Consider the following 26,494-nt stretch of genomic DNA (forward strand, 5'->3'; position numbering starts at 1 on the left):
CGCTCTGAAATTTCTGACCCTGGGGGCGTCAGCAATGGTGCTCCAATGAGCCTAGCGGGTCTGTTGAGGGCACATTTTGAATGGGGCGAGGAGCGTGAGATGAGGAAAATCCGCGAAACGGTTCGGCCGAAAAGCGCGTTGTGAGCGTCGCTCTTACGCAACACTTAATCCATTCAGATGAATTTTGAAAATAGTTACAATTTAAGGATGAATCAGGCTGCCGTTTACGTCTAGTGTACCAATCCCAATTGCGAGGTAACACTCGCATATCCTTAGCGAGTGAGCGGCTTATGAGCTTCGAGCAACTTCCCTTTGTCCCCCCTGAATTAGTGGAGAACCCGGAGCCACGCTGCCCCTGCGTGCTCCTTTTGGATACGTCGGGGTCGATGAACGGGCGCCCGATTACCGAGCTAAACTCGGGTTTGCGGACGTTCAAGCAAGAGCTGACCTCCGACGCAATGGCGGCCCAACGGGTTGAGGTGGCGATCGTCACCTTTGGCCCTGTTAGGGTCCTGTCGGAATTTCAGAGCGCCGACGTGTTTCAACCGCCGGAGTTGACCACAACGGGTGATACACCGCTAGGTGCGGCCATCATGCAGGCCCTGGACCTACTTGACCAAAGAAAGGCGGTCTATAAGGCGGCCGGGATCGCCTACTATCGCCCCTGGGTGCTTCTGGTGACCGACGGCGCTCCGACCGATGCCTATTTGGCCGCAGCTGAGCGCGTTCACCAAGGGGATAACAACGAGCGCAAGTCCTTTAGCTTCTTCGCCGTTGGGGTTGAGGGAGCCGACATGAGCAAGTTGGCTCAAATCTGCAGCCCGCATCGGACGCCAGTGAAGCTTCAAGGGCTCAGTTTCCGGGAAATGTTCAGTTGGCTTTCGAACTCCTTGGGGGGCGTCGCACGCTCTCAGCCTGGAACGATGGTTGCCCTTCCGCCGCCCTCCGGGTGGTCGGCCGTATGACGAGCGACAGGTGGTGGAGAACCGCCTTCGCTACCTCGATCGGAACCTCTCATGAAAAAACGGGAAGTCCCTGTCAGGACGCCGCCGACTGCAGAGTCGTGGAAGATCTGAATGGGGAGCAAATTCTCATTGCGGCGGTTAGCGACGGGGCTGGCACGGCGGCACACTCAGAAATCGGTTCGAAGCAAACCGTTTCGGAGTTCTTGGAGCATTTTTCTGGAGTAGCGCAACGAGATGCCACGCTCGAAACCATTACATCAACCTCTGTAAAAAGGTGGTTTCGGTCTTTAGTGGAGTCCCTCAAGGATACGGCCACTAGAAACGGGCACGAACTGCGCGATTATTCATGCACAATCCTGGGAGCGGTGTTGGCCCGCACGGCTTCCATCTACGTTCAGTTAGGTGATGGCGCCATTGTGGTGGCCACGGAAGGCGGCGATGATTATGCCTGGGTCTTTTGGCCCCAGAACGGGGAATACGCAAATTCGACTTTTTTCGTCACTCAGCCGGGCGTGGAGGAATTGCTGCAGATTGAGGCAGAAGGCCCTCCTGTCGATGAGATTGCGATATTTTCTGATGGAATTGAACGCCTCGTATTGAACATGAGTGAGCGGACAGTCCACGGCCCCGCTTTTCAGCCAATCTTTAGCTGGTTGGCGACGCTTGAAGAGGACCAGAGCGGGCTGCCTTCGCCTGTTTTAGAAAGTTATCTGGCCTCTAAGCATATTAATAGTCGCACTGACGATGATAAGTCTCTTGTAATGGCGACCCGCCGCCTTGCTGCAGTGCCGGAAAATGTCGAAGCAGCTGTTTAACTCCCGTGGCGCACCCATTTCCTTAGGAAAGGAGATCGGAAAGGGTGGTGAGGGAGCGGTCTCCGAGATAATCGGACATCCTGACAAAGTCGCAAAGATAAACTTCAAACCCTTATCTCGCGATCATGCGCAGAAGCTAACTGCCATGACGTCATTGACGACGCCGGAATTGCTGCGGATAGCTGCAATGCCGTTGGATACCTTGCACGATCATAGTCGGCAGGTTGTCGGTTTTATAATGCCGAAGGTTCTGGGTCATGAACCTGTATTTAAGGTCTACGGCCCAAAGTTGCGACTAAGGGAGTTTCCGAAAGCGGATTGGCGGTTTTTGATCCATGCCGCGGCTAACACTGCTCGGGCGTTTTCTACTGTTCACGCCGCATCGCTTGTGGTCGGAGATGTCAATCACGGGAACCTTGTCGTCAGCCAGGACGCAACCGTCCGAATGATTGACTGCGATAGCTTCCAAGTATCGAGCGGCAATAGTATTTGGTTTTGTGAAGTCGGGGTTGGAACCCATCAGCCCCCCGAAATGCAAGGATTGGCCAGCTACAAAACAGTACGTCGAAGCACGAACCATGACAACTTCGGCCTAGCGGTCATCATCTTCCAGCTGCTCTGCATCGGGAAGCATCCGTTTGCCGGGAGGCCTAGTGGGTCAGAAGATATCCCTACACTGGAAGATGCTATTGCGGCTTCCCGATATGCGCATTCCATCGAAGGTGCGCGAACACGATTGAAGCCGCCTCTGGGCAGTCTACCTGTCGATGCGCTTGGCCCCGAACTTCAGGGTATGTTCGAGAAGGCGTTTTCTCCGTCCGGTCGCAACGGCAGTCGCCCAACCGCAACTGAATGGGTAACCGCGCTCGATAGCCTCCAAAGCGAGGTGCGCCCCTGCGCTTCAAATCAATCGCATTTTTATCGAAAGGGATATGCGGGGTGCCCCTGGTGCCAAATCGAGTCTTCGACGAACACCACCTTGTTCCCCGTAATTTTCACTCCAGGAAGCAGCGGCACCACATCTATTGCCGCAATCTGGCAGCAGATTGAGTCCGTTCCCTCTCCACCTGCAATTGGCCCGGTCCCCACCATCCCCGCTCCGAGTAGGAACGCCTCTGATGCTGCAAAGGCCATCAACCGAAAGGAAGTAAGTTTATTGCTTCTTTCGTGGCTCACCGTGGCTGCCGGAGTTGCCATGACTTTCGCCGGTAATGCCACCGCCCGGGCAGTCCTTATCTTTTGTCTGATTTGTGCGCTTGGCGTCATCCAGGGGAAGGCTAAGAAAACGAAGGCAGGCCCTTTTCAACAGGCGCTGTTCGACGTCCAAGCTGAATGGTCGACGCTATGTGAGGCATGGCGGCAGGCAGTCGAATCGCAGGGCTTTACCTGCATCAAGCAAACTTGCGTGAGCCTAAAGTCCGAATACGATGGTCTGTCAAACGAACGCCTGAGGCGCCTGCAGGTTCTCCATGACAAGCGGCGAGACAAGCAACTCGAGGAGCACCTTGATCGCTTTACGATTGCTCAGGCGGGGATCGCTGGAATCAAACACGCAAAAATCGCCACTTTAACGAGTTACGGCATCGACACGGCTTTTGACGTAAACGTTCCGAGAATTATGGCTTTGCCGGGTTTTGGGCCCCATCTGACGCAGCGTCTCTATGACTGGCGACAAAGCCATGAGCGGACGTTTAGATTTGACGGGAGCCGCGGGGTGGCGGCGGCTGACGTAGCAAATGTCGAGCGCGATATAATGGCGAATCGTAGTCGAATTGAAAGCCTCCTTTCTGCGAATGTCTCCCGGCTTCGAAATACGAGCTTCCTTCAATCGGCTAGCAATCATACCCTTATAAAAACACGAACTGAACTAGAATCGAAAATCCCACAAGCGCGTGCGGATGCTCTGATTGCGCGTGGTAATACGCCGACAAGCAAGAGGCGTATGGCTGCCGCAGCTGTGCTTTTTGTTGTCGCAGGATTGTCTGCGTTAGATACTGGCAGTTCCAATGCCGTTGCCCAGTCCTCGGGAAGTGACCCATCCTCTGGGCAGGTGTCGCAGCAGGCACCGGCCCAGCATACCGCTGACACATCTACGAGCACCGTTGCTGGGAATCAGAAAATTATAATGACCCACGCGGCTAATGTTCGGTCCGGCCCCAGCACCTCTTCGTCCGTCGTTCAAGTGGCCAACGCAGGCGCCGTCTTCCAGGTATTCCAAAAGTCGCAGGGCTGGGTCCAGGTTGGCGACGCAAGTCCCGTTGGCTGGGTCTACTCGGCTTTCGTGCGTGTTTTGCCTTAAGCCACCCGCACCGACTTGTGGGTCAAACCGATAACTCAGCTTCCTTCTGATTGAACTAGGTCTCCCTCCATGAATGGTCGATTTCGGAATGCCATCACCAGCGTTCCTAGGGTCCGGATAGCCGTCGGTCGCGCGGGACTTTCCACGACGATAGGTTCGTCAGGCAACTGGAACCCAACTTCAGCTCGATGGCTCGCGAGCCTCCAAAGTATTGGCAACCCTAACCTCGCTGGTCAGCTGCCGACCGATCCCTTCCTGATCCCGGGTACGCGAACGGATTTCGGGACGGGCAATGTGTCAAATATGACCTCATCAGGGTTGGCGAGCTTCAAGGCACTCCTGCTTGCTACAAACCAGAGAAAGCGAGAAATCCAAGCAGATATCAGAAAGGGCAGGTTGCAGGTCGCCGGTGCCTGGACAGTAAGAGCGCTGGGTTGGGCAACGCTAGCATGTGCGATTATGCCTGTTCGACGCGGCGCCAACGGACGCCTTGTGCAGCGACGGACGGAGCTGGCAACTTTGAGAGCGAACCTAGAGACTTCAGTCGTTAACGTGGATTTCGATATGGAGAGCGAGGTTGCCTCGCCGCATCGGCGTTCCCGTGCTGCTTTCGACCAAATGCTTGCCTGTGAGAAGATTTGGTCTGTTTCATCGACCCAGTTGATTGATAGCGTGAGAGCGCGAACGACAGCGGCCTACGTGTCAGGTAGGCGCGCGATAGGCTTTTCCCATGGAGCTGACCCGCTGGTAAGTACGAGCGAAGCCCCAATGGCGTTGCCCGCTCAAGGGGGAAAGAGCACAGCCTATTTCTACCCGGGGTTTGTTCTCGTCGCGGCCAATAATGGATCAGATTTCGCTCTCGTGGATCTGGCGGAACTGCAGTTGAGCGTGACCACGGCCAAATTCAATGAAACTGAAGCGGCCCCGAGAGACACTGCCGTCATTGGAAAAACCTGGGCGAAATCCAACAAAGATGGCTCAAGAGATCGCCGTTTTAAAGACAATCGCGAAATCCCTGTTGCCGTTTATGGCGACCTGAAAATGTCGACAGAAGGCGGCCTGAACGAGGCGTTTATGACCAGTAGAGTCGAACCCTGTCTAGCGTTTGGTGCCGCGATCCAGGAGCTACAGAAGCTCCTAAGGGCCGGGCGCTCAGGGCACAGAATTGCAAATCAAAGAACAATCTCGCCGAGATATTAGCTTCTTACTATCTCAACCGTCCCCAATAGGTATCCAAATGGGTTTTCGCTTTCGCCGCAGTGTTAGGATTGCACCAGGTCTTAGACTCAATCTGTCCAAGTCAGGCCCAAGCCTGAGCGTTGGCGGAAAAGGCGCAACATTCAACATTAGCAAAAAGGGCACCCGGGCGACGTTTGGTATCCCGGGCACCGGGATATCCTATCAGACTGCCCACAAGCATGCGCATCGGCATTCCGAAGCAGCATCGCCGTCACTTCATTTGAATTCGTCACCCAACATCCAGCCAAGTTTGGTGCATAAAGGTATTGCGCGAGCATGCAGCTTCGGCGTTATCGTCTTATTGGTTGCTGGTGTAGCCTGGTTCAACAGCTCTCCAAGCAGCACGACGGAAAGCGTGTCCATTGCTCCGGTTGGTCCCGCTGCCGCTGATGCTCCCGCAGATGGGCAGACGGGGACTGTAACAAGCGGGCCGACGGCAGCGGTGTCCAGTCCTGTCGCACCGACAGAAGCCGCTCCGCCGCGAACCGTCACTGTCCTGCGAATGGCGAATATCCGGAGTGGGCCAAGTGTCAAAGATGCGATAGTGAATCGGGCGAAACCGGGTGACGAGCTTGACATCGTCGGAAAAGACCGTGGGTGGGTGGAAATTCGACAGGGCACCGCTACAGCTTGGATTGCGGCCTCACTGGTGCATTAGCGAGGAATGTCGGCAACCGTCCGAGAGCAGAGGCTATCCAATTATGCTTCGTCAGACTGAGAGTTGTTCAGAAAATCTAGCTATCAAGCTGACCGCTCATCATCATCCGTTCACCGTTCATGATACCATAGCGCGATAAGGCAGCAGCCACGCGGAGGGACTTATGAGTGACCAAACTACACTAGCGATCGCGTTGGGCTTTGCCTTGGCCTTGACGTCGTTTGTATCTGCGCGCGCACAAAACGACGGTTCGGCGCCGACACCTCCTGCGGGGGCATATTTTCCGGCCCCAGCGGCCTCGCAGGCAATCTCAGGGAGTGTTTCGCTTTCCCAGGCGTCTTCTCCAACATTCCCGGTAAACTCTGAAGCCCAATCGCCACTGATTCCACAGTGGGTCCAGACAAATACGATTTCAGCGTCAGGTTCCAAAACCTGTGGCATGGAAGCTGACCTTAGCGGCAATTGGCGGATGAGCCTCATGGCCGATATGGCCCAACCGCGAGTCTTCACGTTGAACATCACCCGACCCGATCCTTTCCCGAGCGACGGAGGCCAGGAAATCACGCTCGCCTATGACAAGGGCAGCCAGACCCTGGCTGGGAATGTGAAGTCGAACTCAATAGCCATTGCTCTGGATGCCATAACATTCCCACCGTTTCTTCATGGGTTCACGGCCGGAAATTCGCTCTTCATTAAAGCGAGCGGTTTAGAAGCAGAGAAAGTCGACCTGACAGGAACTTCTGCAGCTATCTCCAAACTCGGGCAGTGCACCGAGGCAGCAGATTTTACTCAACTCCCGCCGCCTTGGCATGCTCCGACCGCAGCCGGGGTCGCTACCGCATCGACAAGCTCGTCTTCGGCAGATACCGATCAACCATCTCCACAAGAGAAAGCGCTGGACCACTACAAGAGCGCCCCTCTTGCAACAGGCGTCTTTTCAGGCAAACCGCTCTCGCTGTTCAATAAGATGTGTCGGTTTCGATAGACAACGAGGAAAGCACCGATACTGATGTTTGTTCAGCGTCAAACAAAGGAGCGCTGGGCTTTCAGGTTGTAGACACTCCGCAATCGGCCCCGTGCAATGCGATCTTTATGACCATCTCTCAAAAAGGTCAGTCGGATTTCAAAGTGCCTCTATTTTTGCTCGACAACCAAGTCTCTATTGACTCACTCGCCCTGAATGTCGACGTCAGACGGCTCGCAGCCGACGTCGATGAACCACAGATTGTCCTATCAGCCTATACCGGTGGCGCTCACTGTTGCACCAGCACGGCAGCATTCCTCGAACATGCGCCCGGAAATTGGGAAGATGTTCCCTTGGGTGAGACGGATTCGGATATCGGCCTCAACTACGTCGATATTCTTGGCGACAAGTCGGTCGAGTTCGTCGATTTTGACGGGCGGTTCAACTACCGATTTTCGTCCTATGCCGGTTCATATACGCCTACTCGCATCAGGACGCTCAGCAGCCACGGCATCCAGGACGTTAGCAAAGACCCACGTTTTCGTGGCTACATGTTACTCAAGCTTGCCGAAATGCAGGATTTTTACAAGAAAAGTGACAGCGGAGAGCCTAATGGCTACCTAGCCGGTTGGGTTGCTCAAAAGGTTCTTGTTGGCCAGCTGAACGACACTTGGCAGACAATGCTGGCTTCATATGACCATTCCAGCGACAATGGTCTGTCACAATGTATGGTGGATCAAAGCGTTTGGGTGCCAGGAGCTTACAAAGGCGAGGGGCCCGTTTGCCCATCCGATGAAGAGATAAACGTTTCTTTTCCGGAGGCTTTGGCATATCAGTTGGTGGAGTGGGGTTACATAACTGATGCTCAAAGTGCAGCGCTGGGTTTTGATCCTGCCGCTCAACAGCAAAGCATTCAAGCCGCGACGGCTGCATACCAACAGCAGAAAGAGAATGCTTGGTATTTGGAAACGCGTTCGGGAGACTGCATAGCTGCCAAAGATCCGAGTTCACCAGCTGCCTTGATCACTATGGATAGGGCTAACGGCATCGAAGATAACGTCGACGTAATTCAATCTGACGGAGATCGGCCAATCGTCGTCAAAGTAGCCGAGCCCGAGAGCGGTGATCTCGAAAATGTCTTTACCTTCTATCGAGGTGAGGATGCATGCGAGACGGCTAAATAAAACAAGCGGTCTCAGCTTGATCAATTGAACTAGATGGAAAAGTGTCCGGTCTTGGAAGCTACCGAGAACCGGACACTTTTGGAGCTTGTGGGGTCCGAAGCCCTTGGCATTCGGGAATGATGTGGGACGCCGAGGTCATCACTAGACCAGCAAATGCGTCTGGCGCGACAGATCCCGAGTGACTCTTCCATTAACCGGGATGATCGACTGGATGGACCCAGTCGAAGATATGGAGCTACGCGTCTCTACCGACGGTTTGAATTTAACGAACTGCTTGGCTATCGTTCTTCTTTTAGCCAAGATACCGAAGTAGTAATATTCGCTAGATGCCCAATTCTCCTGAAGGCGCTCCGCAGACAGACAGTGCGCGTTCCCTATTGCGCCACCTCGTCAGCTCTGGTCCGGGCACCCGACCAGCAATTGCAGCGGATCTAAATTTCTCAAAGCCGACTCTAACGGCGGCGATAGATGAATTAATCGCCCTCGGTTTGGTTGAATCTCTCGGTCAGGAAGATGGGGGAGGAGCGGGGCGCCCCGGCATTGTCTATGGGCTGGGACGTCACTCTGGATTTGTTATGGGCATCGATCTTGGCAATACGCAGGTAAGCCTGATTGCTGAAAGCCTCGATGGAAGCGTCATCGCCGAAATTAACGAAGATATCCCAGGGCGCGAAGCCTTCGACATGAGCGCGGTAACAAAAAGCGCCTCGAGGATTGCTGAAAAATCTCTTCGGCAGTTGTCGAAGCTGCACGGTCCAATGCGGGCGATCGCCATCGGAGTTCCGGTCATTGTGTCGGATAATCATCCCCAACTCAGCAGCAACGCTTGGCTGGCGGACCTAAGGAAGACCTTTTCGTTCGGAGGTGTTTCCCCGCTCATCGAGAATAACGTCAATTGCGCCACCGTCGCAGAGATGAGGCGTGGTGCAGCGCAGGGACGGCGCTCGTTTGCCTATCTCCAGGTCGGCGTAAAAATCGGCCTGAGTGTCGTCCATAACGGTGCTCTCTACCGGGGCGCGAATGGTGCGGCCGGGGAAGTGGCACGTATCCCCTATCCCTGGACTCCGACTGGACAATCGGTTCGAGGCGCTTTGGACGAGAGGCTCGGTTCTGCCGCTCTGCTGGAGCGTGTGACCAAGGAGTGGACCAAGTCCGGTGGCCCGCGACCCGATAGCGTTCGTGCACTCTTTGCGGCAGCCGAATCAGGAAACGCGGCTGCTCGTGGCATGGTTGAAGCTTATGGTCTTGAAATTGGCCGCCTAGCCGCCGCGATCATCGGGGTCATGGATCCAGGCTTGATTGTCATGGGCGGTGGTGTCGGCCAGAAGGCCTCGGCCCCGAACGTGTCGATATACAAATCCGCAAGTTTGGAAAGCTCAGTGTCACTTGGAGCGTTCAAGCGCTGGGCGAGCTTCTGAGCTATTCCGAAGGCGGCAAAACCTAGCTGAGGCCGCGAAATCCCAGCCCCGAAGACGGGCACGAGCTTTTGCTGGGCGAGCAGTGACGCCATCTCATCAAGAATTTCCAATTGATCATTCTCAGCCGCGTTTCGGATGTCGCTCATGCTTCTCGAATATAGCAGTTTGTGGTCAACCAAGCTGACATCGTGCCATGACCCATCATACGCCACCATCCCAGACGATCAGCCGTTTGGGGGGGGCCGGGTTGCTGCTTCTACCGTCTTGTTGGGCTCCATGGAGATGGCCGGTATGTCGCTTTACGGGTGGCTTCCCATCCAATGTTTGCGTGCCTCATGACGTCCGGCCTCAACCGCGCCACCTCTGGTCACGCCCTGCGACCGACGCTTTCGGCCGAATAGAGCCGCTGGGCAAACTTGTTCTGCCGCCCCGAGCAAGCTTCCGCTGGCCTGGAACGCTAGGTCGAACATGGAGAGCTGATGCGACGGGCAGATGGCCTGGAGGAATTGGTGTTCGGACTCCCCAGCTTGCGCCCAGGGGCGTGCTCGCCAGCGGCGCTCATCGCGAATCGGGGAAATCTTCCTTGCGAGCGGACGAACTGAAGCCAAAACCCGCGTTTCCGGGTGTTTGGAGGGAGCCGCCATGTATCGCCCGGATCGTCTTCGCGTCGCTTTCAGTGGATGAGGCGGGCAAGATCGGCCGCAAGAACCGCTGCCGTGCTGTCCGCGGGCAGTGGGGCGACGAACCTCCCGTCCGGCGCCATGAGATAGAGAACCGCGCTGTGATTGATCAGTGCGGCGTCATCCGCCGCATTGGACCCCGGTTCGACGACGACATGGTAGGCGGTTTCGGCGTGATGGATTTGCGTCAGCGAGCCTGTCAGGCCGATCAGCCTGGGTGAAAAGGCCGCGGTGTAGCGGCCGATGACGCTCGGCCTGTCCCGCTTCGGATCCACGGTGATGAAGATCGGCTGGATATCATCGCCACGCGGGCCGAGCTGCGCCAGGGCTTGGGTGACGGCGGTCAGCGTGGTCGGGCAGATGTCAGGACAATCAGTATAGCCGAAATAGACGAGCATGTACTGACCGCGAAAGGTGCGATCCGTCACCGTATGATTTGCGGAGTCGACGAGTGCGAAGCGGCCACCGATGGTCGTCTCCGCCAGGCTTTGCCGCTCCCGGGTCGCGATCAAGGCATAGAGCCCGATCGCGACCGCGAAGATCGCGACAAGAATGAGACCCGCCGTCAGCTTTGCTGGCCTGCCGCGGACAGGCTTTGTCGGCCGGGTCTTGGCCATCACATCTTCATCCCCGGCGGCGGAAGACTGGCCAGCAGCCCCGCGGCCAGAATGATGGCAATGCCGAGACCGATCTCCAACCCCACAGCGTAGAGCAAAGCGGGCCGACCCGCGCCGTCGGTCTTCATCAGTGCCAGACGCGGTGTCGCGTAGATCCGGTTGAAACCTGCCAAAGCGAGCAAAAGGGCAAACAGCAGAATCTTGAGAAGCGCTGCCCAGCCATAGGCGCTACTGGCGAGGAGGCCCCAGCTGCCGATCAACACCCAGCCCTGATAGAGGGCTGTGACAGCCAGGATCGACACGCAGGTGATGCCGACCGGCGAGAAGCGCTGAGCCAGCCGGGCGGCCACGGGATGCGGCAGACGGGCCAGGCTGATCGCGAGTGCCGGCAGCGACCCCAGCCAGACGCCCGCCGCCAGCAGATGCGCGACAAGACAGGCGAGGAGCAGGGGATTGCCCATGCCAAAGGCATGGCCGTGGCAGGCCTGCAAGGCCGTCAGCATCGCCCCGAAGGCGAGGGCCGAGCGGTCCCAGGGTTCCGGCAGGGCGAGCGTCGCCAGAACGGCGACGAGCATCGCGGCCTCGGCGATCACGATATGCCCGAAGCTGGTGGAGCCGATGACGGTCCAGACGGCACCCACGGTCGGCGCAAACCCCGTCACCTCGGCAAGAGATTGCGCGATCAACACCAGCCAGACGGCGAGCACGACCAGCGCCAGCGACGCCAGCAGGCGGGTCTGGGCGGCGAGGCGCCGGCGGAACGCCAGCGCCCCTGTCTCCCCCAGTCCAGTGAAGCCTGCGGGTGCCACCAGCGCCCGGAAGGCGAGCGTCCCGAACAAGGTCAGCACGACGGCATCAGTCAAGCCTCGGATAAGGACAAGACCGATGCCGCCGCTATCCGTCAGGTCGAAGCTGGGAACGACCATGGGATCGCTGTCCTTAAGCTTACTGACCGACGGTGAAAGTGTAGGTGCCGTGGGTCTTGTGGGTGTCCGTATCGGTCGCGTGCCAGGTCACGGTGTATTGGCCGGGCGCCAGCGGCTTCAGGCCGATGCTGAGATGATGCGCGTCGGTGGGGGAGACCGCCGCCTTGCCGTCATCCATCCGCATGCCCATCGAATCCGTCACCGTCACGCCGGTGAATTTGGGTTCGAGTTCGTCGTCGAATTCGATCCAGAGCGCGGTCGGTGCGGTTGTGACCGTGCTGCCCTTGGACGGTGATTCGGTCTGGGGATAGGCATGGGCGAAAGCGCCGGTGGAGAAACCAATCGTCGCGACAAAGGCTGCCGCCAAAATGCGGATGTTCATAACGCTGTCTTCCTGAATTGGCCGCGCAAAAGCATTGCATCTGGCCAAGCCGAATCAATTGAGGATTGGTCGCGTAGGGGCGCTACAAAACGCCCTGCATCACAGGATGCTTGGCGGCCCGCGCGGCTGCTGGGCAGCCCGGTATGGAATCGGTGGATCGGACAAGGATGTCGACGAGACCTCAACCGTCAGCCAGACTGAAGCGGCAAGGGGAAGCGGCACCGGCGCCCCAGGCAGGGCATGGGCGTTGTCGGCGAGTTCTAGGACCAGAAGATCGTCGAAGGATGCCTGTGGGTGCTGTGACGGTGGCGGTTTAGACGTTTGACCCGGATCGCACATGACCATGACGGCCTGCAATCGGGCGACGGCGCTCGATGCCGCCGTGTCGGCCGGAACGCCAGTCGAAACGCTCGCCCCCAGCGCCAGACGGCTCGCCAGCGCTAGACCGAGCATCGCCGTCAGCAAAAAGCGCTGAACGAACCGACCGGCAGGGGTAACGCGACGGACCATCTCAGCTGACGTCATAGCACTAAATTGCGGCCAGCCAACGGTCCTCTCCATGACAGACAGGTCGCTGGATTCTGTCAGGATTGGATAGAAGCCTGGCCGGCCGCGCCGCCGTTGCGGTCGTCGATGAGGGGCGAAGCGTCGATCCGGCGATCAAGGTTGAGCGCAAAACGAAAAGGCACCCGAAGGTGCCTTTTCAACGATCGATCCTGATCAGTAGTAGCGATAATAGCCTTTGGGGTGGGAGTGGTCTTTCACCCACTGGCGATGCCCATAGTGCTTGTGGTTGTGATAATAGTCGGCATGGGCCGCGGCAACGGTGCCGGCGGAAACCCCCGCGATGCCCAGCAGCATCAGCGCGAAACGCAGATAAGTTTTCATAGTCATCCTCCGCTTGTCGATCGTCGTCAGAACTGGCGATCTGACTTGGCCTCTAGCTCGTGCGGATAGGCTGTCAGGTCAAGCGGTCGATTGCCGAAGGAAACGATGGGTAACGTAATGCCACCGGATTGACACAACTCCGCGGCAATCCTGGGGCGGTCCAAGGGAGCGGTGGGTCGCTTCCGCCATGTCACGACGGCGAGCCGGAAGGGACCCGCTGCCAATAGGCCCGTCCCGTCGTCGCCTCACGCAGGGTGGCGCTCGGCCTCAGATGTCCTTAGCAATCCGCGGCGATAGATGGGCGCTGCAGGCAAGGGATCAGGCCATGGCCATTGGGTTGTACGACCGCCGACGGTCTGGCCGGGCTGCCGGCTATGTCATCGCGGCGGCTTGTCTGGTCCTGCTGCTGTATTGGCGCTGTCCGACCGTCATCAGCCATGCCCGCCTTTGGGGGGAGGATGGCTGGGTCTGGTATCCAACCTGCTATGCGCAAGGTCTGGCCTGCCTGACCTTCGATCATTCCGGCTATCTGCAGACGATTTCGATGCTGGTGGCGCTTCTCAGTCAGCTTTGGCCGTTGACGGCGGCGCCGACCGTCTTCGCCGTCGCGGCTTTGCTGCTGCAGGCCTCCCCCGCTATTTTCTTGCTCTCGCCGCGGATGACGGCGGCGCTGCCGTCGCTGCCGCTACGCGGCTTTCTGGCGGTTCTGCTGATAGCCGTGCCGGGCATGAGCGAGGTCTATGTCAATGTCACGAATACCCAGTGGCATCTGGCGTTGCTGGCTTTTCTGATCATCACCGCAAACCCGGCCGGACGGGTCGGGGCGGCCGTCTTCGACAGTGTCGCGCTGGTGGTCGCGGGTCTCAGCGGGCCTTTTGCGATCTTTCTGGCGCCCGTCGCTGCACTGTGGTGGTGGCTTTATCGCGGACGGTGGCGGCTATGGCGGCTGGCTGTCCTGGCGGCCTCCGCATCGCTTCAGTTCGATCTGGTCATCCGGCATCAGCAGTCGCGCGGCGGCATCGCCACGGTGCTGGGAACCGGTCTGCATCCGCTGAGCAATATCGTCGTGACCGATGTCCTGGCGGTCGCGACCCTCGGGTGGCGCATACTCATGGGCCATTACTGGGATGTCTCCCGCGGCTGGCTGACGCTCGGCAGCCCGGCGGCGCTGATCCTGAACGTCATCCTGATGCTGGCGGCTACGGCTTTCCTGCTGCGCGCGCTGTGGCGCGGGCCTTGGATTCTGCGGGCCTTCCTGTTGTTCGCGGCGCTTGAATTCGCGGCGGTGCTGACGGCAGGGCAGCGCAACGATCAGCGGCCGCTTTGGCTGGAACTGGAATTATCCATCAGCTGCCGCTACTTCTTTCATCCCGTCCTGGCCTGGCTCGCCGTGCTTATCTGTCTTTGCGGCGACCGCAACTGGCTGTTTCGCGCGCCGGCTTTAGCCCTTATCGCCGTCACGCTGCTGATCGCCTTGCCGCATGACTGGGCGCTGCGACCTCTGCCTGCCGACCGCGTGTTTCACGATGAGGCGCTGCGTTTCGCGACGCTGCCCGCCGGAACGGTGGTCAATATTCCCGTGCAGCCCGTCTCTGTCATGCGGCTGATCAAACGCTGACGATGCGCAGTGAGGCTTGACCCGCAGGCCAGATTTGCGCATGTTCCTATTATGTTCTTGTTTGACCTCGGGACAGGTAAGGAGCGTGGCATGGCGCGGATCAAGAAGGAAGACCACGCGCGGATTCTGCATCTGGTCGATGTCGAACGCCGCGCGGTACGAGAAATCGCGACGGAATTCGGCTGTACGGCGGCCAATATCTACAGCCTGCTCGCCAAGATGCGGCGGGGCGCGACGGCGGGCGAGGCGGGTGCCGGCGCTGCTGAGTCGGTCGAGGATGATGATCTGCCCGCGATGATCTCCACCCAGCCGGGATTGGGATTGGGATTGGAGCCGCGGGCCGATGCGCCTGAGCCCGAATCCCTTGCGCTTGAGGCGGCGGTCCCAGTGTCAGCCTTGGTGCCGGCCGAGACAATGCTGGAGCGACCGGCCGCCGCAAAACTCGCGATCGTGCCGCAGACGACGGAGCGGCTCTTGCCTGAGCCGACACCCAGCCCTGACCGGAAACCGGTGCTGGGCGCCCGTTTGTCCAAACCGGGCATGGGTCTGGTCATGCGCACCGAAGACGGGGAGGAGACGATGACGCCCTTCCGGTCGATCGACGATCTGCTCTCGGCCATCAAGCCGATCCTGCGCGCGAGCGCGCGCGGCACGGATGCGGTTTGGTTTTCTCTTCAGCCTGTGGATTTATCGCTCATTGAGATGGATGCTGCCTGACCAGCTGTATGGATAGGGCGAAGAGGATGCGATGCGGGGCTTGAGGCGAAGCGGCGGGCCTGACTGTGCTGCCGTGGTTGAACCATGACCGATCCCGCTGACCGGCTGCGCCGCCTGGCGATTGCCCAGGCCTTCCCGGCCATGGGCAAGCTGGGCAGTGTGGTGGAGGCCATGGGCTTCGTTCAGGCCGATCCGATCCGCGCACCGGCGCGGGCGCAGGATCTTATCCTTCGCCAGCGCGTGACGGGCTATCGGCCGGGCGATCTGGAACGGCGCTTCACCCGGCTCGGCCTGGAAGAGGATTTTTTCTACGCCTATGGCTTCATGCCGCGGGAGACGATGCAGCTTTTGCATCCGCGGCCCGACGCCGAGGACCCCGACGCCGATTATCGGCCGCGCGGTCTGGCCGAGGATGTGCTGGCGCTGGTGTCGGCGCGACAGGAGACGCATCCGCGCGATCTGGAAGCAGCCTTCGGGCGGGATCGCGCCGTCAATGCCTGGGGCGGGTTTTCCAAGGAAACGACGCAGGTTCTGCATCGCTTGCATTATCATGGGCTGTTGCGCGTCGTGCGGCGGCAGGACGGCATTCGTATCTATGGCGCGGTCCAGCTGCCGCATGCGCCGCTGCCTGCGGAGGAGCGTCGGCGCCGGTTGCTGTTGCTGCTGCTTGGGAACTTCGCGCCGGTCTCCCGCCCCAGTCTGATCGGGATGCTGGCTTTGTTGCGGCGCGGCGCGCCGGGGCTGGGCGATTTCGCGGGGACGCTCGACAGGCTGCTCGCGTCCGGCGAGGTGGAGCGGGCGAGCCTGGAGCGCGAGGTCTATTTCTGGCCGGCCTCGCTGGAAACGGATGCGCCGCCGCCGCGCGGCGTTCGCTTTCTGGCCCCCTTCGACCCGCTGGTCTGGGATCGGCGCCGCTTCGCCCATCTTTGGGGCTGGGTCTATCGCTTCGAGGCCTATACGCCGCCGCCCAAACGGCAATTCGGCTATTATGCCTTGCCGGTCCTTTGGCGCGACCGGATGCTGGGCTGGGTGAACGTGCGCTTGGCCGAGGGCCAAATGCATCTGGAGCAAGGATGGATCGACAACCCGCCGCGCAGTCAGGATTTCCGGCGCGCTTTGGATGCCGAGGTGGCACGGCTGGAGGAATTTCTTAAAAAGGAATAAGTCCGGTCAAAAGCTTGCCTTTATGATCCTGCACCGATAGGCCGAGGCGAGCGCCGGATTTTGGTCTTATTGCTTGGGCAAAAACTTTGCCCGGCCTTGAACGGAAGGGGCTAGTCCTCGCCGCGTCTCTGGACCAAAAGACGAGTAAGTTTTTTTCTGACTACGGAGCCAGGACAATTGCCTTCTTTTCCCGAGATTCCGTTCCTGATCCAGACGCCTCCGGCGACTGTGGCGGCCCAGAAAATCCTGGCCGCCTATCTTGCGAATCATAAACTTTCGGCCGCGGCCGCAGCACAGCTTGCCGCGACGCTGACGGCTGTGCTGACGGCTTTGGTGGAACGTCGCGACCCTGGTCTGGCCGGCTTGCCGCGATTTGTCATGCCGACGGCCCTAGCCCAGGTTTCATCCATCGCGGAGGCTGTCTCCGAGGATGCGTGGGATGAGGATGATGAGATGGACGAGGCAGAGGATGATGCCGAACCAGTAGAGGTTGCGCTGGTCGAGATTGAGGAGGAGGCGCCGCGTCCGCGCCGGGCGGCGAAAGCCAAGGTGACCAAATCGGCTGCCCCCAAGCCGGTTGCCCCCGAGCCAGCCGCCGCTGCGCCGGTCGCGCCTGAGCCTGAGCCGGCCGCGCCTGAGGCCCCGGCACCGAAGCCGCGAAGAGCGGCAAAACCCGTGACGCCCGTAGAGCCGGAGAAGCCAGCCCGCGCAAGACGCGCCCGGAAGGGTGCGGCGGTCGCGGAGGCTGAACTGCTCCCGACACCGGAGCCCGCGCCAGAAATACCCGAGCCAGAGGCCGCCGCGCCTGAAGTCGTTGCGCGTGAGCCGGTCGCATCTGAGCCGGCCGCGCCTGAGCCGGCTGCCCCCAAGGCAGCCAAGCCAAGCGTCAGCCGTCGGAAGCCGAAGGCGGTCGCGGAAAGCCAGACCATTTTCGATCTCGACGCGGCGCCGGAAGCAGCGGCCGCGCCTCAGCCGGCCGCACCTGAGCCGGCCGCACCTGAGCCGGCCGCACCACCTGCCGACTTGCCCGAAGAACAGCCCGTGCCGGCCGAGGCCGCGTTGGCCGCACCCGAGCCAGTTGTAGTTGAGCCGGTGGCGCCTGAGCCGGCCGCGCCGCCGCCAGCCCCGTTGCCACGACCGATATTGCGCGCGGTTATCCGGGCGCCGGTGGTCGAGGATGAGGATTACGATCCCTATCTGGGCGGTCCGATGCCGAGGAATGCGACGCCTGCCGCGCCGCCGCAGCAGGGAGCGGCCCCAGGGTCCGACGGTCAGCCGTCCGGCGGACGCAAGAAGCGCAAGCGCCCGCCGCGTCCGGCGCATCAACGTCGGGCCGCGCGTGAGGGCAACCTCGAATCCGGGCCGACGCCTGCCAATGGCGGCATTACGGACGAGGATGACGACTACGATCCGCTGATTTGAATTTCGTCAGGGTTTGAGCGGAAGCCGCGCCCCCAAAACTTGTCGTCCCCGCGCTTGTCGCGGGGATCTACCCCTGGGTGCTGGCAAGCGGCCGTCTGGGCGCCACACCGGGTAGGTCCGCGCAACGAGTGCGCGGATGACGAAGTGTGCCACGCCGGGCCGCCTGCCTTGACCGTCAGATGAACTGACCGCGCAGGAAGCCGAGCGCGGGCAGCGGACGCCAGGTTTTGGGTATATCCGCGCGTTTCATCGGCTCGACGGTATAATGCGGCGGTGGCTGGCGGCTGGAGCGCAGCAGGCTGGCATAGGCGCGCAGCTGGGCTTCCCGCCAGGCGCGGTCGGCGAGCGCGGCCTCCCGGCTTGAAAATATCTCGGCGATGCGGCGGGTGCGTCCGATCGAGGCGATCACGGCCCAGAACCGGTCTTCACGGACGCTGGAGAGGCTGACGATTCCATCCATGGGATGAAGATTGGCGCGGCGCGAGGCTATTCGCAAGATTGAAGTCGCGCGCTGTTGTTCAACCCAGGCTGATGAGTTTTTCCCGCAGCAGATCGAACAGCCGCGGAGAATCCAGGCTGGTGATGACCCGGCAATTCGGCTCATGGCCCGGCCGATGGCGTGGTGCGACAGCCGCGACACTCTGCCCACGGGTGAGCGGGGCGGTGGTTTCCACCTCCACCCAGGCATCGACACCGTCGAACAAGCTCGGCTCGATCAGATGGGCGATGACGCAAGGGTCATGCAGGCAGGGATCGCCGAAACCATAGGCGCGCAGCATGGCGATGGCGGCGCGGCCGACCTTACCCGAAGCGGCCTCCACCGTGTCCATCCATCGCTTGGTGATCAGCGCCTGCGCCGTCACGTCCAGCCCGAACATGGTGAGCGGAATACCGGCCGTCAGCATGATCTGCGCCGCGTGCGGGTCGATCATGAAATTGAATTCGGCGGCGGGCGTGGAATTGCCGGGCCGGAAGGCGGCGCCGCCCATGAAGACGATCTCAGGGATCAGTTTCGCGATATCTGGCGCCTTGATCAGCGCGAGGGCGATATTGGTCATCGGCCCGATCGGGCAAAGCGTGATCTGGCCGGGATTGTTCCGCACGATGCGGATGATGGCGTCGACCGCGTGTTCGGCCTCTATGGCGCTGGCAGGCGCGGGCAGGTCGATATCGCCCAGCCCGTCACCGCCATGGACCGATTGTTTACGCTCGATCGGCGCCATGATGGGGCGCGGGCAGCCGGCATAGATCGGAATATCCGACCGGCCGGCGAGGTCGCGAATGCGCAGCGCATTGGCAGTTGTCTTGTCGAGCATGACATTGCCGATCACGGTCGTGATCGCTTCGACCGTGACGGCCTCAGGCGTGGCGAAGGCGAGAAGAATAGCCAAGGCGTCATCCACGCCGGGGTCGCAATCAAGAATAATCCGGCGTGGAGTCACGAGCTTAGCCTTAGTTGAGATAGGCGTTGGTGTAATAGGTCGCGGGCGGCAGCACCTTGTCGATCTGCTTGGTGTCGGCCAGCGCGTGGGCGATGCCGTCCCATTGCGCATCGGATTGCACGAAATAGCCGTTCGGGCCCTTCAGCAGCGGGATCGTCGCGTTCCAGCCGACCGTGTTGTAAGCCTTGTCGCCGGCGGCCGGGTAGAGTTTCAGCAGATCGGCGACCGCCTCGTCCGGATGGGCCGTCGCCCATTCCATGCCCTTCTGGGTCGCGGCCAGCCAGGCTTTCACGGTATCCGCATGGGCTTCGCCGTAAGCCTTCATGACCGTGAAGTCCCAGACCGGAACATCGGGCATGCCGCCAGCCGGGCCAAGCAGCATGGTCGGTTCCTGCTTGATCGTCGGCACCATATCGGCCAGCGCGTAATTGGCACAGTTCGTGGCGTAGTCGATCTTCTTGGTCAGCAGCATCGGGATGTCATCATCCGTCGCGATGATCTGCTCGATATCGTTTTCCGTGATGCCCGCCTTCTTCAGGATGTAGGGCATCATCGCCTTGGTCCAGCTGTCGGTATAGACGCCGATCTTCTTGCCCTTGAGCGTCGAGAGATCGACCGGCTCACCCGGACGGCCGAACAGCCCGCAATTGTTGGACTGCGAATAGACGGCGATGGAGACGAGCGGAATGCCCTGCGCGGCGGCGAAGGCGACGTCCGTCACCGGGTCGAAACCGATATCGCCGGCACCGGAGCCCAGCATGCGCACGGTGGTGGAATTGTTCGGCGGGAAGACGACCGACACGTCCAGCCCGGCATCCTTGTAGAAGCCCTGGGCCTGGGCGACCGCCGTGGGGATCAGCTCGAAATCAGGCGTCACCCAGTCATAGGTCAGCGTGACCTTGGTGAGATCGGCGGCATCGGCCTTCGGCGTCACGTGGGGCAGGCCCAGCATGAGCGCGCCGGCGGCGGCTGTGGAGGCAAGCAGCCGCGCGAGAATACGGAGAGGCTTCATCTCAGACCTTTTGCTTTTGGGTGGAGGCGTGGGGGGGAATATTGCCGCCGAAATAGGCGGGCGCGGTCATGCGCGTCCGCCAGGGTGTGGCGAAATGCTCGACGATGACGACGAACAGGAAGGACCCGATGCCGATCGCCGTCAGCAGCAGCATCGCGCCATAGACGCCGGCGGTATTCATCTGCGCATTGGCGGTGAGCAGATAGGTGCCGAGGCCGATATGGGAGGAGGCGGTCCATTCGCCGATCACCGCGCCCGTCACGGCATAGCAGGCGCCGATCTTGAGGCCGGAAAACAGTGGCCCGATACAGGCCGGCAGACGCACAATCATGAAGGTGCGCAGCCGCGTGCCGCCCAGCAGGCGCGCCAGATTGATCTGATCGTGATCGACGCTGGCGAGACCGTCCAGCACGTTCACGACGACCGGAAAGAAGACGATCCAGGCGACGATGATCAGCTTCGGCGTCAGGCCGAAGCCGAAGATGATGACGAGCGGGGCGGCGATGGCGACGATCGGCACGGCTTGCGAGGTAATCAGCGCCGGATACAAAAGCCGATGGACGATCGGGACCTGCGCCATGATGACGGCCAGCACCACGCCCAGCACAGCGCCCACGATATAGCCGTAGAAGGTCTCGCTCAGGGTTTGCGAGGTAAGCTGCGTCATCAGCGGGATATTGTCGAAGATGACGCCGATCGCCTTGCCCGGCGGCGGAATGACATAGGCGGGCAGGCCGGTCGCGACGAGGACGAGTTCCCAGGCGACGAAGATCAGCGCGATGGCGACGATCCAAAGGCCCACATGCCGCGCGTAGTCGCGCAGCGGCGAGGGTTCGTGGCTCATGCCGGCACCTTCAATCCACCAGGTTGGGCGCCGGGGACACCATGCAGCGTCGCCTGACTGTAGAGCATTTCCATGACCTGACGCTTGATCTCGACGAAGGCGGGCGAGGTCATGCAGTCCATCGCGCGGGGGCGTGGGATCTCGATATCCAAAATCCAACCGATGCGGCCGGGCTTGGGCAGCATGACGACGACACGGTCTGCCAGGAAGATCGCCTCATCCACGTCATGGGTGACGAACATGACGGTGCGTTTCATCTCGCGCCAGATTTCCAGCAGCCATTGCTGCATGCCGATGCGGGTCTGACTGTCGAGCGCACCGAAGGGCTCGTCCAGCAGCATCAACTCGCGCCCGGCGGCGATGGTGCGCATCAGGGCGACGCGCTGGCGCATGCCGCCTGAGAGGGAGCGCGGATAGTGGCGCAGGAAATCGCCGAGCCCGTAATGATAGGCGAGTTCGGCGGCCTTTTCGCGATCGGCTTTGTGGGCGCCGCGGGTGAGCGAGGCACCCAGCGTGATATTGCCCAGCACTGTGCGCCAGGGCAGCAGCAGGTCCTTTTGCAGCATATAGCCGACCTGTCCGGGCTTGCCGGCGATGTTTTTTCCGTCGAGCAGGATCTGCCCGGCGGAAATTGTCAGCAGGCCGGATACGGCGTTGAAAAGCGTACTTTTTCCGCAGCCGGATGCGCCCAGGATGCAAACGAATTCGCCATCCTTGATATCGAGCGAGACATCGTTCAGCGCTCGGAAAGACCCGAAATTATGGTTGAGATTCCGGATCGCGAGTTTGACGCCAGCTTCACCCGACAAGTGATAAGCCTTCGATGAGGAATGGATGCGCGTTCATAGTGAAACCTATCGGACACAAAAAGCCAGCGCAGGCTGCCTGGGCGCGCTGCGGCTGGCAAGGGCCGGGCGAAGCAAGTCCCGTGCCGGTTGTGGCCTGGGCCGTGGCCCTGACCCTGGTCTAGAGTCCGTCAGGTTTAGGTGGAAACGACCCCTTGCCCCGTCATGGCCGGGCTTGACCCGGTCATCCAGTCCTTGGGCGCCCCAACGAATGGATGCCCGGCTCTGGGGCCGGGCATGACGGTATTAGGGACAAGCTTCAGTTAAAATCAGACAAACTCTAGGTGCTGGCGCGCGGGTCGGTCGCAAGAAGCGCGTAGAGCATGTCGCTGCGCCAGACCTTCCCCACCCGCAGGCTGTCCCGCAGCACGCCTTCGGCGCGAAAACCCATGCTCTCAACCAGCCGGCGCGATGCGGTATTGTCCGGATCGATAAAGGCCTGAACACGATGCAGGCCGAGCGGGCCAAAGCAATAGTCGAGCAGCGCCCCAAGCGCCTCGGTCGCGATACCCTGCCGCTGGCAGGCAGGATCGATCATATAGCCGAGGGTGGCGCGCTCAAAGCTGGGGTGGCGATCATGATAGTTCACCAGGCCAAGGCAGCGGTCGGTCGTCGCATCGGCCACGGCCCAGGACTGATGGCGCGGCGGATGGCAAGCGATGAACCTGCGGACGGCACGCTCGGTCTCGATCCGTTTCGTATGGGCGGGCCCGTCCCAGAAGCGCATCGCCGCGTGATCGGCGAAGCAAGCGTGCATGGCGTCCGTATCGTCAGTGCGGAACTGGCGCAGGCAAAGACGTGGGGTAAGGAGGATGGGATGCGGTGCCGGCGGCTTCGCCATGTCTTTTGCTCAAATTACGCAGCAACACTATGGAGCCGATCCGGTCGACCGGCCAGTTCATGGCGCCGAGGGACAGGCCCAGCCATCCCGGCTGCCAAAGTCACGCGCTGTTCGGCGCTTGTCATGGTCTTGGCCCCTGTCGCAGCCGCGGCTAAGGCGATAGGATAGGCGCATGACACGTCCTTTGATCATCAATCCCTCCATCCTCTCCGCCGATTTCGGCCAGTTCGCCGAGGAGACTCGGGCGATCGAAACGGCAGGCGCCGACTGGCTGCATCTGGACGTGATGGACGGCATGTTCGTCCCCAATATCAGCTTCGGCCCGGGCGTGATCGAGGCGGTGCGCAAGGTAAGCCAATGCCCGATCGACACGCATCTGATGATCGAGGCGCCGGACCGCTATCTGGAAGCCTATGCCAAGGCGGGTTCGGATCGTATTTCCGTGCATGTCGAAGCCTGCCCGCACCTCAACCGCACATTGCAGACGATTCGCGGTCTTGGCCTCAAGGCCGGCATCGCGATCAACCCTTCGACCTCGGAAGAGACCCTGCGCTATAGTCTGGACGCGGCCGACCAGGTTCTGGTCATGACCGTGAACCCCGGCTTCGGCGGTCAGGCCTTCCTGTCGCTGACGCTGGAAAAGATCCGCCGCATTCGCGCGCTGATCGGCGACCGTCCGATCGATATCGGGGTCGATGGCGGTATCACGGTCGAGACGGCCGAGCTTGCCGCCCGCGCCGGGGCCAATGTCTTCGTCGCCGGCTCCTCCGCCTTCAAGGGCGGCCCCACCCATTACGCCGGCAATATCGAAGCGCTGAAGGCCGCCGTCGCACGCGGTGCAGCCGGCTAGGCGCGGTCGGCCTGACTAGAGTTTGTCTGATTTTAACTGAAGCTTGTCCCTAATATCGTCATGCTCGGCCCCCGAGCCGGGCATCCATTCGTCGGGGCGCCCAAGGACTGGATGACCGGGTCAAGCCCGGCCATGACGGGGCAAGGGGTCGTTTCCACCTAAACCTGACGGACTCTAGGGCTTTTTGGTCTAAACCTATCAAGTGGCAGGTAAGGGTTGATCGAGGAGGCAAGGGGCTTTATGTGAATTCTACCAAGTGACAGGTAGATAGCATGAAGATCCTGGATTTTCCCACCGGCCCTTATCCGGCTCGGATACGCATCGCGATTGCCGAGAAGGGGCTGCAATCGCGCGTGCAGTTCGAGACGGTCGATCTCTACAAGGGCGAACACAAACAGCCCGCGTTTCTCGCCAAGAATTATTCCGGCACTTTGCCGGTGCTGGAAATGGATGACGGCACCTTCCTCGCCGAATGCACCGCCATCACCGAATATCTCGACGCGCTGGACGGCGAACCCATCCTCACCGGCGTGACGGCGCGCGAAAAGGGTCTCATCCATATGATGAGCAAGCGCGCCGAGTTGGAACTGCTTGACGCGGTCAGCGTCTATTTCCATCACGCGACGCCCGGGCTGGGTCCGGATGTGGAGATCTATCAGAATCCCGAATGGGGATTGCGTCAGCGCGACAAGGCTTTGCGCGGCATGCGCTACTTCGATTCCCTTCTGCGGGACCGCGCCTTCATTGCCGGCGATCGATTCTCGATGGCCGATATCACCGTCATCGGCGGCCTGATTTTTTCCAACATCGTGAAGCTCGCCTTGCCGCAGGACTGCGAGGCCCTTGCCGCCTGGTGGGTCGGAATGCAGGCGCGTCCGAGCGTCAGGAACCGGGTGACGATGTCGGACAAGCCCCGGCCCCCGGTTTAGAGTTTGTCTGATTTTAACGGAAGCTTGTCCCTAATATCGTCATGCCCGGCCCCAGAGCCGGGCATCCATTCGTTGGGGCGCCCAAGGACTGGATGACCGGGTCAAGCCCGGCCATGACGGGGCAAGGGGTCGTTTCCACCTAAACCTGACAGTCTCTAGATGTTCAGGTCAGCCCTTCGGTAAAGCCAAAGAAAAGACCGTCCGGGTCATGCATCTGACGGAGGTCCTGCAGGCGCTGCCAGACCCCCGGACCGAAGGATTGCTCGGCATAGTCCGGATGCCCGACGATATTCGTTTCGCCGACATAATGCGCAACGACGCTGGGTTGCAGCAGGGCCACGCATTCCTCGTGCCAGGCGAGATTCTCCGCGTCCTGGTCGGCGGAGTCCCACATCGTCCAAGGGCCGCCATACATCGGCCCGGTCGCGGAGAAGGCGGCATCCTTGGGCGTCGGCGGCGCGGCATCCGGCCCCGTATAGACGGAGAACAGAAACACGGTCTTCGCGGAAGGGGTGGTGATCAGATGATCCTTGACCGCCCGAACCGCCTCGACCAGCGGTGCGCGGTAAAACTGCGCATCCACCAGGCTGCGCAGATCGCTCGGCCAAAGCGCGCCCGAGGCGTCGAACAGCGCCTCGAACGTCGTCGGCTGGGCCACAAATTTTTGCAGGCATTGATCGATCGACGGAAAGCTGTCGAACAGGCGCAAAGTCTGAACGGCCTCCTCTGCCACGTCGGCGAACATCGTGGCCGTCACCAAAGCCAGCTTGCCATTGCTGGAGACAGCGCTCTCGGCCAGGTCAGCCGGCGCATGCACGACAAACAGGCTCAACTCGACACTGGGGGGAAGCTTGCGCACCAGCCCGTCCAACCAGCCCGCAAGCGCCTCAACCTGCTCATAGGGGTAGTAATACACGCTGCTGGTGATGGCTTTCGGCAAGGGATAAAGCGTGAGGTGATAGCGCAGCACGACGCCGAAGAAGCCCGCTCCGGCACCGCGGGCGGCCCAGAAATAGTCCTGATTCTCAGTCGCGCTGGCCGTGATCCTGTCGCCCGCGGCGGTGATCAACTCGATCGCCTTGACGCTGCCGACGCCGGGACCCCAGACGCCGTGATTCCAGGACATGCCGCCGGAGAGGAAATAGCCGCTGACCTTCACGCTGGGGCAATGGCCCGTCGGGAAAGCGAGACCCTCGCGGTTGAGAGCGCTCTGAACCTCCCGGTTGGTGACGATGGGTTGGACCACGGCCGTCAGGGCCAAGGGATCGACCGAAATAATTTTGTTGAGCTTGGTCAGGTCGATCAGCAGGCTGCCGCGGCGCAGCGACGTGCCGCACCAACTATGGCCACCGCCACGGACCGTCACTTTCAGCTTGACCGCGCGTGCGAATGTCACGGCGGCGGCGACATCGTCCTCATCCTCGACCTGGGCGATGATGGCGGGATGCCGCGCGGGGCGCAGTTTGTTCCACAGACCGCCGAAGACCGCGTCATCGAAACCCGGATCCGACGGCGTCAGAACGGCGCCCTTAAAGCCAAAATCCGCCTTCAGCTTGGCGGAATCAGGCGCCTCCGGGTCGTGATTGGCCATCCGATTTTTTCCCTTTGGCCGGGCCGGCGCGGCCCCCCCACATTGTCGGGCATTTAACGCGGATCATCCGGAAAGCCATAGGCCGGTTGTCTCAAATCGAGCGCAGGCGCTTCATCCTGCGTCTCGGCCGGGGTTTTCAGCCTAAACTCTGTCAGGTTTAGTTGGAAACACCCCCAAATCTGTC

General features: G+C 60.5%; 26 protein-coding genes. 14 read left to right on the forward strand and 12 right to left on the reverse strand.

What is annotated here, in order from left to right; genetic code table 11:
- The first annotated feature begins 290 nt into the window (after positions 1-290).
- From ACELLULO517_RS26590 to ACELLULO517_RS26625, 8 genes are all read left to right on the forward strand, one after another.
- Positions 291-965 carry a vWA domain-containing protein gene (locus ACELLULO517_RS26590; protein WP_227310568.1) on the forward strand — a complete coding sequence of 225 codons (675 nt, stop codon included), beginning with the start codon at positions 291-293 and terminating at the stop codon, positions 963-965.
- Entirely contained in the window at positions 962-1,780 is an 819-nt protein-coding gene (locus tag ACELLULO517_RS26595; protein ID WP_227310569.1) for a PP2C family serine/threonine-protein phosphatase, read from the forward strand. Before ACELLULO517_RS26590 ends, ACELLULO517_RS26595 begins: the two co-directional genes overlap by 4 nt.
- The gene (locus ACELLULO517_RS26600; RefSeq protein ID WP_227310570.1) at positions 1,761-4,079 is read left to right on the forward strand and encodes an SH3 domain-containing protein; all 2,319 of its coding nucleotides are present in this window, start codon (positions 1,761-1,763) and stop codon (positions 4,077-4,079) included. The genes ACELLULO517_RS26595 and ACELLULO517_RS26600 overlap by 20 nt, the downstream gene beginning before the upstream one ends.
- A gap of 564 nt (positions 4,080-4,643) precedes the next feature.
- On the forward strand, positions 4,644-5,279 hold the full coding sequence (locus tag ACELLULO517_RS26605) for a hypothetical protein (protein ID WP_227310571.1): 636 nt from the start codon (positions 4,644-4,646) through the stop codon (positions 5,277-5,279).
- A 37-nt stretch (positions 5,280-5,316) separates the two neighbouring features.
- Positions 5,317-5,976, forward strand: coding sequence for a DUF4236 domain-containing protein (locus ACELLULO517_RS26610; RefSeq protein WP_227310572.1), 660 nt, complete (start codon positions 5,317-5,319; stop codon positions 5,974-5,976).
- A gap of 478 nt (positions 5,977-6,454) precedes the next feature.
- A complete protein-coding gene (locus ACELLULO517_RS26615) occupies positions 6,455-6,961 on the forward strand; it encodes a hypothetical protein (RefSeq protein WP_227310573.1) in 507 nt (168 codons plus the stop codon).
- 107 nt (positions 6,962-7,068) lie between these two features.
- On the forward strand, positions 7,069-8,124 hold the full coding sequence (locus ACELLULO517_RS26620) for a hypothetical protein (RefSeq protein ID WP_227310574.1): 1,056 nt from the start codon (positions 7,069-7,071) through the stop codon (positions 8,122-8,124).
- A gap of 575 nt (positions 8,125-8,699) precedes the next feature.
- Positions 8,700-9,542: an ROK family protein gene (locus ACELLULO517_RS26625; RefSeq protein WP_227310575.1), complete on the forward strand. Its 843-nt coding sequence runs from the start codon at positions 8,700-8,702 to the stop codon at positions 9,540-9,542.
- 673 nt (positions 9,543-10,215) lie between these two features.
- Here the strand turns inward: ACELLULO517_RS26625 and ACELLULO517_RS26630 are convergent.
- The 5 genes from ACELLULO517_RS26630 to ACELLULO517_RS26650 form a co-directional block, all read right to left on the reverse strand.
- Positions 10,216-10,839 carry an SCO family protein gene (locus ACELLULO517_RS26630; RefSeq protein WP_227310576.1) on the reverse strand — a complete coding sequence of 208 codons (624 nt, stop codon included), beginning with the start codon at positions 10,837-10,839 and terminating at the stop codon, positions 10,216-10,218.
- The gene (locus tag ACELLULO517_RS26635) at positions 10,839-11,765 is read right to left on the reverse strand and encodes a CopD family protein (protein WP_227310577.1); all 927 of its coding nucleotides are present in this window, start codon (positions 11,763-11,765) and stop codon (positions 10,839-10,841) included. The genes ACELLULO517_RS26630 and ACELLULO517_RS26635 overlap by 1 nt, the downstream gene beginning before the upstream one ends.
- A 19-nt stretch (positions 11,766-11,784) precedes the next feature.
- Positions 11,785-12,147 carry a copper resistance CopC family protein gene (locus tag ACELLULO517_RS26640; protein ID WP_227310578.1) on the reverse strand — a complete coding sequence of 121 codons (363 nt, stop codon included), beginning with the start codon at positions 12,145-12,147 and terminating at the stop codon, positions 11,785-11,787.
- Positions 12,148-12,246: 99 nt separating this feature from the next.
- Complete coding sequence (locus tag ACELLULO517_RS26645; protein WP_227310579.1) at positions 12,247-12,657, reverse strand: hypothetical protein; 411 nt, start codon at positions 12,655-12,657, stop codon at positions 12,247-12,249.
- A gap of 210 nt (positions 12,658-12,867) precedes the next feature.
- Positions 12,868-13,035 (reverse strand): hypothetical protein, encoded by a 168-nt coding sequence (locus ACELLULO517_RS26650; RefSeq protein WP_227310580.1) that lies wholly within the window; start codon positions 13,033-13,035, stop codon positions 12,868-12,870.
- A gap of 325 nt (positions 13,036-13,360) precedes the next feature.
- On the opposite strand from ACELLULO517_RS26650, the gene ACELLULO517_RS26655 reads away from it, so the two are divergent.
- The 4 genes from ACELLULO517_RS26655 (at position 13,361) to ACELLULO517_RS26670 (ending at position 17,956) form a co-directional block, all read left to right on the forward strand.
- Complete coding sequence (locus tag ACELLULO517_RS26655; protein WP_227310581.1) at positions 13,361-14,653, forward strand: hypothetical protein; 1,293 nt, start codon at positions 13,361-13,363, stop codon at positions 14,651-14,653.
- Positions 14,654-14,743: 90 nt separating this feature from the next.
- On the forward strand, positions 14,744-15,370 hold the full coding sequence (locus ACELLULO517_RS26660; protein ID WP_227310582.1) for a hypothetical protein: 627 nt from the start codon (positions 14,744-14,746) through the stop codon (positions 15,368-15,370).
- Between the two features lie 84 nt (positions 15,371-15,454).
- Positions 15,455-16,534: a DNA glycosylase AlkZ-like family protein gene (locus ACELLULO517_RS26665; RefSeq protein WP_227310583.1), complete on the forward strand. Its 1,080-nt coding sequence runs from the start codon at positions 15,455-15,457 to the stop codon at positions 16,532-16,534.
- Between the two features lie 177 nt (positions 16,535-16,711).
- Positions 16,712-17,956, forward strand: coding sequence for a hypothetical protein (locus tag ACELLULO517_RS26670; RefSeq protein ID WP_227310584.1), 1,245 nt, complete (start codon positions 16,712-16,714; stop codon positions 17,954-17,956).
- 175 nt (positions 17,957-18,131) lie between these two features.
- Here ACELLULO517_RS26670 and ACELLULO517_RS26675 read toward each other — a convergent pair whose 3' ends face one another.
- The 6 genes from ACELLULO517_RS26675 to ACELLULO517_RS26700 all read right to left on the reverse strand — a co-directional run bounded on the left by ACELLULO517_RS26675 (position 18,132) and on the right by ACELLULO517_RS26700 (position 22,940).
- Positions 18,132-18,452 (reverse strand): hypothetical protein, encoded by a 321-nt coding sequence (locus ACELLULO517_RS26675; RefSeq protein ID WP_319796452.1) that lies wholly within the window; start codon positions 18,450-18,452, stop codon positions 18,132-18,134.
- A 22-nt stretch (positions 18,453-18,474) separates the two neighbouring features.
- Positions 18,475-19,398 (reverse strand): nucleoside hydrolase, encoded by a 924-nt coding sequence (locus ACELLULO517_RS26680; protein WP_227310585.1) that lies wholly within the window; start codon positions 19,396-19,398, stop codon positions 18,475-18,477.
- Between the two features lie 10 nt (positions 19,399-19,408).
- The gene (locus tag ACELLULO517_RS26685) at positions 19,409-20,410 is read right to left on the reverse strand and encodes an ABC transporter substrate-binding protein (protein WP_227310586.1); all 1,002 of its coding nucleotides are present in this window, start codon (positions 20,408-20,410) and stop codon (positions 19,409-19,411) included.
- A gap of 1 nt (position 20,411) precedes the next feature.
- Positions 20,412-21,254: an ABC transporter permease gene (locus ACELLULO517_RS26690; protein WP_227310587.1), complete on the reverse strand. Its 843-nt coding sequence runs from the start codon at positions 21,252-21,254 to the stop codon at positions 20,412-20,414.
- The gene (locus ACELLULO517_RS26695; RefSeq protein WP_227310588.1) at positions 21,251-22,063 is read right to left on the reverse strand and encodes an ABC transporter ATP-binding protein; all 813 of its coding nucleotides are present in this window, start codon (positions 22,061-22,063) and stop codon (positions 21,251-21,253) included. Before ACELLULO517_RS26695 ends, ACELLULO517_RS26690 begins: the two co-directional genes overlap by 4 nt.
- A 316-nt stretch (positions 22,064-22,379) precedes the next feature.
- Positions 22,380-22,940 (reverse strand): GNAT family N-acetyltransferase, encoded by a 561-nt coding sequence (locus ACELLULO517_RS26700; protein WP_227310589.1) that lies wholly within the window; start codon positions 22,938-22,940, stop codon positions 22,380-22,382.
- Between the two features lie 172 nt (positions 22,941-23,112).
- On the opposite strand from ACELLULO517_RS26700, the gene rpe reads away from it, so the two are divergent.
- Together rpe and ACELLULO517_RS26710 are read left to right on the forward strand one after the other, a co-directional pair.
- On the forward strand, positions 23,113-23,790 hold the full coding sequence (gene rpe, locus ACELLULO517_RS26705; RefSeq protein WP_227310590.1) for a ribulose-phosphate 3-epimerase: 678 nt from the start codon (positions 23,113-23,115) through the stop codon (positions 23,788-23,790).
- 272 nt (positions 23,791-24,062) lie between these two features.
- The gene (locus ACELLULO517_RS26710) at positions 24,063-24,719 is read left to right on the forward strand and encodes a glutathione S-transferase (RefSeq protein WP_227310591.1); all 657 of its coding nucleotides are present in this window, start codon (positions 24,063-24,065) and stop codon (positions 24,717-24,719) included.
- 163 nt (positions 24,720-24,882) lie between these two features.
- Here ACELLULO517_RS26710 and ACELLULO517_RS26715 read toward each other — a convergent pair whose 3' ends face one another.
- On the reverse strand, positions 24,883-26,310 hold the full coding sequence (locus ACELLULO517_RS26715; RefSeq protein ID WP_227310592.1) for an FAD-binding oxidoreductase: 1,428 nt from the start codon (positions 26,308-26,310) through the stop codon (positions 24,883-24,885).
- Positions 26,311-26,494: the final 184 nt, after the last annotated feature.

Source organism: Acidisoma cellulosilyticum (genome assembly GCF_020621385.1).
GTDB classification, from domain to species: Bacteria; Pseudomonadota; Alphaproteobacteria; order Acetobacterales; family Acetobacteraceae; genus Acidisoma; species Acidisoma cellulosilyticum.